The organism is Nostoc sp. LPT, from assembly GCF_017115165.1.
Classification (GTDB): Bacteria; Cyanobacteriota; Cyanobacteriia; order Cyanobacteriales; family Nostocaceae; genus Nostoc.
The window spans coordinates 1-12,346 of sequence record NZ_JABXKF010000164.1; the positions used below are offsets into that span (position 1 = coordinate 1).

General features: G+C 40.6%; 9 protein-coding genes. 4 read left to right on the plus strand and 5 right to left on the minus strand.

Annotation, left to right across the window (positions count from 1 at the left end):
• Positions 1-61 precede the first annotated feature (61 nt).
• Positions 62-409 (plus strand): four-helix bundle copper-binding protein, encoded by a 348-nt coding sequence (locus tag HWQ58_RS31295; RefSeq protein WP_292871635.1) that lies wholly within the window; start codon positions 62-64, stop codon positions 407-409.
• A 95-nt stretch (positions 410-504) separates the two neighbouring features.
• Here HWQ58_RS31295 and HWQ58_RS31300 read toward each other — a convergent pair whose 3' ends face one another.
• From HWQ58_RS31300 to modB, 3 genes are all read right to left on the minus strand, one after another.
• A complete protein-coding gene (locus HWQ58_RS31300; protein ID WP_292871637.1) occupies positions 505-3,513 on the minus strand; it encodes a type I restriction endonuclease in 3,009 nt (1,002 codons plus the stop codon).
• A gap of 31 nt (positions 3,514-3,544) precedes the next feature.
• Positions 3,545-4,273 carry a type I restriction-modification system subunit M N-terminal domain-containing protein gene (locus HWQ58_RS31305; RefSeq protein ID WP_292871639.1) on the minus strand — a complete coding sequence of 243 codons (729 nt, stop codon included), beginning with the start codon at positions 4,271-4,273 and terminating at the stop codon, positions 3,545-3,547.
• Positions 4,274-4,498: 225 nt separating this feature from the next.
• Positions 4,499-6,322 carry a molybdate ABC transporter permease subunit gene (modB, locus tag HWQ58_RS31310; protein ID WP_292871641.1) on the minus strand — a complete coding sequence of 608 codons (1,824 nt, stop codon included), beginning with the start codon at positions 6,320-6,322 and terminating at the stop codon, positions 4,499-4,501.
• Positions 6,323-6,519: 197 nt separating this feature from the next.
• Between modB and HWQ58_RS31315 the strand changes: the two genes are divergently transcribed.
• Positions 6,520-6,708, plus strand: a complete 189-nt coding sequence (locus tag HWQ58_RS31315) for a hypothetical protein (protein ID WP_292871643.1) — start codon at positions 6,520-6,522, stop codon at positions 6,706-6,708.
• Between the two features lie 682 nt (positions 6,709-7,390).
• On the opposite strand, the gene HWQ58_RS31320 is transcribed toward HWQ58_RS31315, so the two are convergent.
• Positions 7,391-8,293, minus strand: coding sequence for a class I SAM-dependent methyltransferase (locus HWQ58_RS31320; RefSeq protein ID WP_292871645.1), 903 nt, complete (start codon positions 8,291-8,293; stop codon positions 7,391-7,393).
• Positions 8,294-8,563: 270 nt separating this feature from the next.
• Between HWQ58_RS31320 and HWQ58_RS31325 the strand changes: the two genes are divergently transcribed.
• Together HWQ58_RS31325 and HWQ58_RS31330 are read left to right on the plus strand one after the other, a co-directional pair.
• The gene (locus tag HWQ58_RS31325; RefSeq protein ID WP_292871647.1) at positions 8,564-10,075 is read left to right on the plus strand and encodes an FAD-dependent oxidoreductase; all 1,512 of its coding nucleotides are present in this window, start codon (positions 8,564-8,566) and stop codon (positions 10,073-10,075) included.
• A gap of 145 nt (positions 10,076-10,220) precedes the next feature.
• Positions 10,221-10,571: a DUF6464 family protein gene (locus tag HWQ58_RS31330; RefSeq protein ID WP_292871649.1), complete on the plus strand. Its 351-nt coding sequence runs from the start codon at positions 10,221-10,223 to the stop codon at positions 10,569-10,571.
• Positions 10,572-10,628: 57 nt separating this feature from the next.
• Here the strand turns inward: HWQ58_RS31330 and fmt are convergent, their stop codons facing one another.
• Complete coding sequence (fmt, locus tag HWQ58_RS31335) at positions 10,629-11,633, minus strand: methionyl-tRNA formyltransferase (RefSeq protein WP_292871651.1); 1,005 nt, start codon at positions 11,631-11,633, stop codon at positions 10,629-10,631.
• Between the last annotated feature and the right edge of the window lie 713 nt (positions 11,634-12,346).

Sequence of the window (12,346 nt, forward strand, 5' to 3'; positions counted from 1 at the left end):
TCACTGGTGGATTCAATTTGGAGTTTAATCGTAACTAATTACCCGGACATGATATGAAACCATGACTCCAGAAATGCAAACTTGCATGGATGTTTGTATGGACTGTCATAAAATGTGTATGGAAACCATGACTCATTGCATGAGCAAAGGTGGTCAGCAGATGGACAAGAGCATGATGAGCATGATGAGCATGATGCGTGATTGCTCTGAAATGTGCATGATGTGTATGAATATGATGATGAGCGGTTCTGAGTTCATGGAACGCACTTGTATGCTTTGTGCGGAAATGTGCGATCGCACTGCAATGGCGTGTGAGATGATGAGCGATGACGCGAAAATGATGGAATGTGCTGCTGCTTGCCGCAAGTGTGCAGAGTCTTGCAGAAGTATGCAGATGATGCCCGCATAATTCCACGACAATCTAGCAGAAGTTTCTCTGCAACCTAATATTCAAGCGCTCAGACTCTTTTGGTCTGGGCGCTTGAAGTAATTTAATCATTTTTGTTAGCTGAACTCTTGTGTCAATCTTGTATACACTTTCCTTAGCATCCAATCCTTTACTACTTCACCAAAATCTTTAAAATCTATGATTTTGGTAAAAATATCTTGATTTAAATCCATTCGCTCAATCAACTTTGTCAGAAATACATCCTCAAAGCCATATTTAAAGTTCTGGATTGAGTTACTTTTGGCTTGTTGTGATAATGTCTTATCCTGAACTAACGCTTCTTCAATTTGGCTGAAAAAATATTTGTCTGCTTCAGTAAAATCAGTTCTAAATCTTTTGTTGAGAATATCGATAATCTCTGAAAGTTTAGCCTGTTCTTCTTTATCTCTTGGTATGCCAGCTTCAGTTATAGGTTGTAGAGATAACTCTGTATTTTTTTCTAAGATTATCTGACCTTCTCGGATTTTTTGTAGTCGATAATATTCTAGTACAACTTCGTCAATAAGTTTAAAAGCTTCACTTTGGCTAAGTTTTGGTAATTTGGTTTGCAAAAGACGAGTAAAAGCATAAAATTTTTCTAGTTCTCCATCTGCAAATGGCATAATCTGTGCCAAGAATGCATATAATCTGATAAACGCAGTTAGACTTTTTTTAAACTCATCTTGCTGTTCTTCACTTAAACCTTTAAAACGGTCTACAGCAGGATCAATAAAGGAATGCAGTCTACTTTGATCTTGATTATTTACCTTTTCCTGAGACTTAAAAAATATCTTGGCAAAAGCATCTACCTCACTAGGCCAGATAATCTGGTAGCCATCTAACCTATTTTTTAAATCATACAGTCTGTTAGGATCTGTTGTTGCTATTAGTGTTGTTTGTTCGTAATAAGGCTGGAAAGCATCAATAATTTCCTGCTCATCATTAGCAAAATCTAAAACAAAAGTGTCTTCCTTACCGGGACAAGTGCGATTCAAGCGAGAGAGGGTTTGTACAGCTTTTACACCAGAAAGTTTTTTATCTACATACATGGTGTGCAATAATGGCTGATCGAAACCAGTTTGATACTTGTCTGCTACAATCAGGAGTTGATATTCAACCGTTTCAAATTTTTCGGGTAATTCTTTTTCACCAAAGCCGTTGATATCAGATTCAGTGTACTCGATGTAAGTTTCTCTATCGGTAAAAGCAGTAAAGGCTACTAATGCTTTGATGTCTGCATAACCTTGTTTCTGTAAATAGTTGTCGAATTCTTCTTTATAGCGGATTACATGCGGTCGAGAAGCTGTAACCACCATTGCTTTAGCTTTCCCGCCAATTTTATGCATCACACATTGGCGAAAATGCTCGATAATAACTTGAGTTTTTTGGGCTAGGTTGTGTGGATGGAGTGATAAAAATTTAGCGATCGCTCGACTCGTTTTCTTTTTGCTAATATTAGGATCGTCTGCGATCGCCTTACTGATTTTGAAGAAAGTTCTGTATGTTGTGTAATTTTGCAACACATCCATGATAAAACCTTCTTCAATTGCCTGGCGCATGGAATAAAGATGAAAGGGTTCTGTTTGCCCTTGGGCGTTCATCTGGCCAAAGTCTTCTAAGGTTTTTGGCTTGGGTGTGGCTGTGAAGGCAAAAAAGCTCAAATTTGGTTGTTTACCACGGGCACGCATCGACTTGCGGATGTTATCTTCAATATCATCTTCCTGGTCAACCATGCTTTCTTGCTTGGCTGAAAGACTTAAATCGTTAATAGAAAGCACTTCTTTCATTTTCTTGGACGCTTCGCCACTTTGAGAACTGTGGGCTTCGTCCACAATTAGGGCGTAATTACGTTTAGGTAGTTCGCCAATCTTGTTTTTTTCTAAGATTTCCCGAATCTTATCTAAGACAAAAGGAAATTTCTGTAAGGTAGTAATAATGATGTTAGTGCCAGAAACCAACGCTTCAGCTAGTTGTGCAGAGTTTTTATCAATTTTTTGCACGACTCCTTGCTTATGCTCAAACTGGTAAATCGTGTTTTGAAGTTGCTGGTCTAATACTTTTCTATCAGTGATAACGATAACTAAATCAAAAACTTGTTGATCTTGATCATTATATAAGCTAGCAAGTTGATATGCTAACCAGGCAATAGAATTACTTTTGCCACTACCAGCAGAATGCTGAATTAGATAATTTTGTCCTGTACCCTTAACTTTGGCATCTGCGGTTAACTTGCGAACTACATCTAATTGGTGAAACCGAGGAAAGATGAGGCTTTCTTTTTTGACTGTTTTACCATCAAGTTTAATAATTTCTTGCTCTAGGTGCAAAAAACGACCTATAATATCTAGCCAACTGTCTTTTGCCCAGATTTCTTCCCAAAGGTAAGCGGTTTTGTAACCCTTTGGGTTGGGTGGGTTGCCTGCACCTTTGTTGTAGCCTTTGTTGAAGGGTACAAAACGAGTGTTAATGCCACTAATGCGGGTAGTCATCCAGATTTCATCGGGGTCTACGGCAAAATGTACCAAAGCACGCCGTCTGAATTGAAATAACAGTTCATGATTTTCCCGGTCTTCAACATACTGTTCTTTAGCTTTTTCAACATCTTGTCCAGTGAACTGATTTTTTAGTTCTACTGTGGCGACTGGCAAACCATTGATACTCAGGACAATATCTACAGAATTTTCATGTTTAGAGCTATAACGCACCTGACGAGTCACAGTGAGGATGTTTTGCTCGTAAAGTGCTAAGGTATCAGGATTTAGATTGCTAGCAGGTTTGAAGAATGCCAGTTTGAAACGCACACCGTAATCTATAATTCCGTAGCGCAGTACGTCTAGCATTCCCCGCAACTCTAATTCTGCATAGAGCCTTTGAATGAACTTTGGTTCTACAGCCAAGCCGTGAATCTCTGAAAGCTTTTGCCATGCTTCTGGTTGAGAAGTTTGAATGAACTGGAATATGGTGGCTTTATCGAATGCCAACTCGCGGCTAAAGTTGGCAGCATCGCCTAACTGATAGCCACCATTCTGAATTAGGGAGTCAACTATAGCAACTTCAAAAGCTCGTTCTGTGATTTGGCTGGTCATGGTGTTGAACTCCCCTTGCTTTTTATTTCGTCTATGAAATACTGGTAAGCCGCTTCGCGGAATGTTCTTTAATGTACTCTTCTGCTAAAGACAACATCCCACCTGTTCCACAGGCAGGGTCATAGATAGTTGTCACAATACCTTCTTGAGTTAGAATATTTCTGTCATTGAGAAACAGTAAGTTAACCATCAGCCTAATAACTTCACGGGGTGTAAAATGTTCCCCTGCGGTTTCATTAGATAGTTCCGAAAATTTGCGAATCAATTCTTCAAAAACATAGCCCATCTCCATGCTGTTTACTTCATCTGGATGAAGATTGATTTCAGCAAAGTTTTTGACAATTAAAAATAGTAGATTTGCTTCATCTAAACGATTAATTTGGTCAGTAAAGTTAAAATATTCAATGATTTCTCTTCCAGCAATAGAGAAGCCATTAATAAAATTTCGGAGATTAGCAGCTACATTATCTGGGTCTGCCTTGAGTTTTTGAAAGGTAAACTGGCTAATGTTGTGAAAAGTTCCGCCAGCTTTCTGATTTAGTAACGGCTCTGGATTTTTCAGATTCATGGACTTTAGTTTGGTTTCGTAAAATTCCATGACTACTGCTTTTGTTGGCTCTAGAACACAGTCCAAACGGCGCAATACTGTAAACGGTAATATGACTTTACCGTAGTCAGCTTGCTTATAATCACCGCGTAAAAGTTCAGCAATACTCCAAATAAAACCGGCAAGTTTTCTTACTTTTTCCGTTCGAGACATTAAAAACTCCAGGGTAGACTCATCAACTGTAATGTATTGGAAGCCAGCTAACTCACATTTTGCACCAGGCGACTGGAAGTTGCAGCTATAAAGACAAAACCCGCCTCTGCGGGTTTGAAGCTATTGCTTGCCATAATCATCCTATGTAGGGTCAAATAACTAATCTATCACTGCCGCCAAGTTTTCCATTATTACAGCTTCGTTGCGTCCCGTGCATCTCTGCGTTCATTCCATCAAAATCAACCGCAGAGGATCTAAACGCACATACCAAGGAAAAGGTTGATCTTTCATCGTTGCCCATTTTTCTTTGAAGACTTCAGCTTGCAGATGATAATCTTGAGAATTCTTGCCAGCCGAATGTAGTTTGAGAAATAATGTCATTCTATGAGGCGTTTCATTTGTTCGTACTACCCAGCAGGGAAAAGTATTTTCCTGTGATAAGTCGTTGGTAAAAATGAACTGATGGGCGCGAATGCCGATGTGGGATAATTCGCTTTTGACAGGTTCAATTACTTGCAGAGTACAACCCCAATCAATCGCTTCTACCTGTTGCGATGACTGGAGAACAGCACGGGAGAAGTTTTTGCATCCAGTGAGTTGGGCAACACTTACAGTAGCAGGATGCTGGAAAATCTCATATTTGCTGCCATAATGAACGGCTCTACCATGCTCCAATACCAACAGATTTGGGCAAATCCGATAAGCTTCTTCCATATTATGAGTGACAAATAGAGTCACACCTTGATAGCCAGCCAAAGTTTCTGTCATTTGCTGCTCTAATTGACTACGCAGATGTGTATCAAGTGCGGAAAACGGCTCATCTAAAAGCAGCGCTTCCGGTTGACTTGCTAATGCTCTTGCCAAAGCTACCCGTTGTTGTTGTCCCCCAGAAAGTTGGTGCGGATAGCGATCGCCTAATCCCTGCAACTGCATTGCTATTAGTTGCTCCTCTACCTGCACCCGAATACTCCCAGCAGATAGGTTTTTGGGCAAGCCGAAAGCGATATTTTGCGCCACACTCATGTGGGGAAACAGAGCATAATTCTGCACTAAAAAACCGATGCGGCGATCGCGACTGGGTAAATTAATTCCTTGTTCCGAGTCAAACAAAACTCTGCCATTTAAAACTATCTGCCCGATTGTGGGCGTTTCTATTCCCGCAAGACAGCGCAAAATCATGCTCTTACCTGCTCCAGAACCCCCTAACAATCCCAACGGTTGCTCATCGGTAGTGAAAGCAACTTTTAAATCAAAGCTAGGAAGTATTTTTTCAATGTTGACTAATAATCCACCAGATTCATAGCTAGAGTGCGGAGTATAAAGAATTTCTCCCCCTGCTCCCTGCTCCCTGCTCGTTGCTCGTTGCTCCCCACTCCCCACTCCCCTTTTCTTTTCCCTCAATTCTTGCCAGAAGTTAACTGCAATAATTCCAGAGAGAGAAATCACCATAATTGCGATCGCCCAGAACCAAGCCTCATTCATTGCTCCCCCTTCCACAGCATAATAAATTGCCATTGGGATTGTCTGCGTTTGTCCGGGAATATTACCAGCCAGCATCAACGTTGCGCCAAATTCTCCTAAAGCACGGGCAAAAGCCAGCATTGTGGCGGCGACAATGCCGGGTAGTGCCAGAGGTAAACTGATGCGCCAAAAGATTATGGTTTCAGTTGCACCAAGGGTTCTAGCTACTCGCAGTAGATTACCATCTATTTGTTCAAAAGCTCCCAGTGCAGTTTTATACATTAAAGGGAAAGAAACTACCGTGGCTGCGATCGCTGCACCATACCAAGTAAAGACGATGGTGAAGTCAAAAGCCTCCATGAATTTCCCTACAGGGCCATTTTTACCAAAAAATAGCAGCAACAAGAAACCGACAACTGTAGGCGGTAAAATCAGGGGTGCAATAAAGATACCCTCAATCAACGATTTACCTTTGCCACGATATCCCAGCATCCAGTAGGCAGCAGCGATACCCAAAAAGAAGGTGATAAATGTGGCAAGTAATGAAGTTTTGAGTGATATCCAAAGAGGCGATAAATCCAATGGCATAGTTGCGTACGGAAGAATTAGCTCAACTAATCCCTAATTTACCAACTTTGGCTTGAATATGTTGGAAAAAGTTGGTAAAGTACATCACAATCAATCAAGGAAATCCCAAAAACTAGCCAAATTTTAAACAAAATTTGCGTTCAGTTGGGTATCAAATATCAGAATTCGATACGGTTTGTTATTATTTGATACTCATCTTGAAACCAACTGGTAAAGAAGTTGTCTTTGCTTGTGCTGCTTTTGGAGAAAATGTTCTAAGCTTGTTTCACTTGAACGAGCAAATAGTCATGGTGACGGAATACAAGATTGAAGATGGCGATACCCTGAATGGGTTGCTTTTATCTGAAATAGCTTCTGGCTACAGTGTTGTACCGATTCTTTACTAGAAATATCAGCAAGACAATTACTCTTTAATGCCCTGGTATGATGTTAAGCTTGATGCTGGCGATCGCTTAATTGTTTTAGCCACAAGCAGTAGTTTGCAGCAAATTGAATGGGGTGAAATGCTGCCTCGTCCTTGGCAGGTGTAAATTGAAAAAGTTCTGACTACAAATGCCATTATCTATGGTGCTGAAGAGATAGTTTTGATTACGGGATGTAGTTCCACTACTGCTAAACAATGGATGAATAATTTGCCTATAGTGTTACCGATACCACTTTATAAACATCAAGATCAACGTCTCGTGCGCGAGTTAACAAAAGTACAATTTTTGGCAAATGTTATCTATATTGGGCAACCTGAAATCTCCCATATCTATAAGTCATATCATCTGCGGATAATTATTGGAGTTTATACTAAATAATCAAACTCAAAGCAAAAAATAAGAGACAAAATTCATAGGCATTTATTGTAAAAATAAAAGCACAACGATGTTATGCTTTTGTAGATTATTGGCATTCAGTTCATTGTGACAACCAGATAGTTTCTTAATCATATGATGTCCGGGCGATTAAACATAATACCCGGAATCCCACCCCGCCAAAGCTGCGCTTTAGCTCCCCTCCCGAAAAGCGGGGAGGGGTTGAGAGTGGGGTTCTTTTATTATGGGTAATTTGGCGGACATGATATCAGTCCAGTTGAGTACTGTATGCACTAAAACCGTAAGCCAAAGTTTCTTTTAAATTATCTGATGGCTTGAGACTTCTATTGATAGCATTAGCAAACGGCACCGGAATCCCTTTGATGGTTTCCGGCAATATTGCATATTCTGCTGTTGGTTCGACAATGTATTCTGGACACTTAGCTTTCATCCCAGCAGTAGCTAACATTTCTTCTATTTCAGCAGCTGAATATTGCTTGAGATAAACTGGATTTCTCACAAATGGGTTCAGCCTTCTGATAAAATTATGGATAATATGAGAAGGACAAGATTTATTGTGAAAGGAATGATTAAAAACAAAAATTCCACCAGGTTTTAGCACACGACATATATCAGCCAATAAATTTCTTAATTGTGCATCTGGAATATGCATAAAAACGCAGTTAGAAATTACCAAATCTATAGAATTATCTTCTAAAGGTAATGTCTCAGCAGAAGTACAAATCAAGTGAAATTCAGCTTCGGGGAAAAAATTGTATTCTTGTTTAACTTTGATTAACCGCCGCAATAAAGGTTCAGAAATATCAATGCCATAATATTTCTCGCATTTTAGATTTTTCGCTTTCGAGAGATGTAAAGGTGCGCGACCATAACCAGAACCAATTTCTAGAATAGAACCGACAGATTTATTCAACGGAAATTTGTTCCAAGTACCTCCAGGCGTACCAGTTAGCAAAGTGTAATCTTGTTTAATGGGCGATGTTGCTGCAACTTTTTCAATTTTTTGGGAACCATAATATGTTTTACCAATTGCGTCCCATGTTTTTTTATGTTGAGTATTAGTTAATTGTTCATAGTCGCTAGGAAAATAAATGCCATCTCGCAATTCAAAGTCATTCAGACTAAATTTTGCATTTGCTAATTGACTCATTATGATTATTCCTCATGAATAGTTAAATCTGTTTTCTGTTATACTCTTAACTCAGCATTACCCGCAAGTGATTTTTACTGAACTGCTTCTCCTGAGCCTTTTTTAAGTCTATAGCTATTTTAAATTTGATGGAATATAGTGAGGTTGCACAAATATGCTACCAAAGCGCCCATTGCATCCAAACGAAAATCGCTATAATAATCAACTCTTGCTCGATCAAAACACAAGTTCGTATACATTAGTTGATGGACTCAACAATTGGAGGCTGCGATGGTAGGAGGGTTACAACAAAAACGGGTGGTAGTTGTAGGTGCTGGTTGGGCTGGTTTAGGAGCAACCTACCATTTGGCAAAACAAGGTTATGATGTGACACTTCTCGAAGCAGGCCCCTATCCCGGTGGATTGGTGGCAGGTTGGCAAACAGCCGCCGGAAAATCTGTTGAAGCTGGCATTCATGGGTTCTGGTATCCTTACAAAAATATTTTTTCTTTAATCAATGAATTAGAAATGAATCCTTTTACTACTTGGACTCGTTCTTCGCAATATTCGCCAGCAGGTTTGGAAGTTGAATCACCAATTTTTCAAGATTTACCGCGACTCCCCTCGCCACTGGGAACTTTTCTCTACACTCAGTTTAAGCGGCTGCCACTAATTGACCGTCTCAGCGCCCTGCCTTTACTTTATGCTGTTGTTGATTTTGATAATTCTGATGCAGCTTGGCGGCGCTATGACTTTGTAACTGCCCGTGAATTATTCAAAAACTTTAACGTTTCTGCACGGCTTTACCGCGAGGCTTTTGAACCAATGTTATTGGTGGGCTTGTTTGCCCCTGGCGAACAGTGTTCAGCCGCCGCAACTTTAGGGATGCTTTACTTTTTTATTCTGGCTCATCAACCCGATTTTGATGTGGTTTGGTGTCGGGGAACTGTTGGAGAAAAGATATTTCGTCCTTGGGTGGAACGTATCGAAAAAGCTGGTGTGCGAGTGTTGCCCAAGCGCCGGGTTACAGATTTAATTGTTGATAGTAATCATCGAGCCAAGGCTGTGGTTTGTAGTGATGAAGTAATTGAAGCAGATGCCGTGATTTTTGCAGTTGGAATCACAGGGATGAAGAAAATTGTCTCAACTAGCCCTAGTTTACAAAGCCGTGAAGAATTCCGTAATTTGAGCAATTTAGGAGCAATTGATGTTTTAGCAACGCGACTATGGTTTGACCGTAAAATTGATATTCCTCGTCCTTCTAATGCTTGTTTTGGATTCGACGCAAGTACAGGTTGGACGTTTTTTGATTTGAATGCTCTACATGATGAATATCGAGATGAGCCGGGAACAGTGATTGAAGCTGATTTCTATCACGCCAATCAGTTTCTGGGTTTGAGTGATGAGGAGATTTTAGCAATAGTTCAGGGTTATTTAGCAACTTGTCTGCCAGCATTTGGGGAGGCAAAGATAATTGATAGTAGTGTGATTCGGCTACCTCAAGCAGTGACTCACTTTGCACCTGGCAGCTATCGTTATATGTTGCCCGCTAAGACAAGTTTTGAGAATGTATTTATGAGTGGGGATTGGATTGTGAACCGTCATGGTTCCTGGTCACAGGAAAAGGCTTATGTTACTGGTTTGGAGGCGGCGAATTTGGTGGTGTCTTATTTGGGAGAAGGTCAGCCAGCCGAGATTTTAGCTGTAGAAGAGGATGAAGTGCATATTCAAGTGGCGCGATCGCTCAACCAAACTTTGCGTAAATTGAGTAAATCTATCCTGCCTGACTTCTGGTTGCCGTAATCTGTAGGGATGCACTGCTGTGCTACCCTACTGTATGTATATTTCTCGCAAATTTAGTTAATCATTAATTGTAATTTAAATTCGGTAAGCTAAAGAAAGCGATCGCGATACCATCCTTGTAATGTAAATCAAATCACATAAGCTTATGGAGCTAGACTCTTTACAAACTGAGGTGATTCTGACGCACCCGCGTGAGTCCCTTGGTAGAATGCAACTTGATTGGACACCCCAACCCGGAAACTATCTTGATTTTCAAGGTAAAACCTACGCGGTTTTAGAGCGCCGCCATAAATACAAACTTCAAGCTGGGCGCTACCGCTTGCATAATATCGCTATTTATGTACAGTGTGCTAAACGACCATCTGAGAAGAGTTTGGTAGCAGGACGTTGGGTAATCGGTGATGCCACCTGCTGCTACAATGCTCATTCAGAACTCATTCGCTGTGCAGTCAACCCAGATGGCCCTTGCGAATCTTGCCGCTTTTATGAGTGCTGAGTGCTGAGTGCTGAGTTAGGAGTTATTATTCTCCCCCTGCCCCCTGCCTCATCCCCGTCAGCTTCCCGTACCAAAAACTTCTCCCACAGTTAAGCGCATACCATTAACAAAATCCCATCCCGACTGGGGACGTTTACCGGCTAACTGAACTTCTCGCAACAGCAATAAACCTTCCCCAGTTTGGACAATCGCGCCAATTCCTTTGGCAATGCTGACTACAACTCCCGGTTTATCTGATACATTTGACAAATCAGGCAATTTATGTATTAATTCTTGCAATTCTACTGGGAGATCGCGATCGCTTACAGAACCAAGAGGAGCAGAAGCAGTAATTTTCAACAGGTTATCGCGAAAGGTAGCCGTGCAGTTAGGGTAAAAGCCTCTAATTTGATTGTGTAATTGGATCGCACTTTTTGACCAATCCAAAGCATAATCTGGTTTTTGAATCAGAGGTGCATAAGTCGCTGCTAAATTATCTTGAGGAATTGGTTGAATTTCTTTATGTTCCAACTTTAACAGAGTTTCCACCAATAAATCCCCACCGATCCCCGCTAGTCTGTCGGCTAAATCTTGGGCATTATCCAGTAATTCAATAGGTGTAGTGGCTATTTGGAGCATTGCGCCAGTATCCATCCCCACATCCATTAACATAGTGGTGATCCCCGTTTCTGTCTCACCGTTATACAAACACCACTGAATCGGCGCTGCACCGCGATATTTGGGTAAAATCGAACCATGCACATTAATGCACGCCAATTTCGGCATATTTAAGATTTTTGCCGATAAAATCTGTCCATAAGCGACAACGACAAACACATCTGCATCTAATTGTTTGAGTTTGGTTAAAGTTTCAGTGTCTTTTTTCACCCGTTCGGGTTGCCATACTGGTAAATTTTGAGCAGTAGCGATCGCTTTTACTGGTGAAGGTGTAAGTTTATTTCCGCGTTCCCGGCGTTTATCTGGTTGGGTGATAACCGCCAGTAGCTCAAATTCTGAATGATTCAATAACTTTTCCAAGGTGGGTACAGCAAACTGGGGTGTACCAAAAAATACAATTTTCATTAATAATTAGTTGTTAGTCGTGAGTCATTAGTTAATCGTAAGTGCGCCCCTCATAACTGACAACATTTCAGTTGCATGTTGAAACAGAATGCACTGAGCCAGCATCTAGCAGGCTCCTGGATTCGGGACGGCAGTTGCAAAACACAGTTGTTCGCTGTAAATAATATTCGCTGTTTGGTGGTACAATATTTTCGTATTCATGAAACCAAAGGCTGCTTGATTAACTTAATTGTTAAGTTAACAAGTGTAATAGCTAAGTATCAGCCGCATCTGCCTCTAGTAAACCTAATCACTTAGTGGTTTTTCGTTGTGAGTCGCTAGAGCATCTACCGAGTGAATTTTGTTGTGTTCCCGATCGTCTTCCCGAAATTAGCTTTAAATGTAGTTAAATTTCCGAAAAAATATTGCCTCTTCTAGCTATTTTTGTAGTTTAGATAGCAATTTATAACTTTGGGTTGCTGATAGCAATATCTTCTGAGTATGATGTATTATGCGTCCGCTTTCCCAGGTTTTTAATTAACGCCTCACGTTACCATCATGAGGGTTTGCGCTGTTATATTTAGTGTGTAATCTAGCTTATTTGCTGTGTACTAGCGATCGCTAGTACAATCCCCGATAACTAAGTTATCTCACTCTTGTTTGCCAGCCTGATTCCTCAAACTATACCCGAAATATTTCTTAACTAAGACTTATTTTTGGTGTGGTGGAATGTA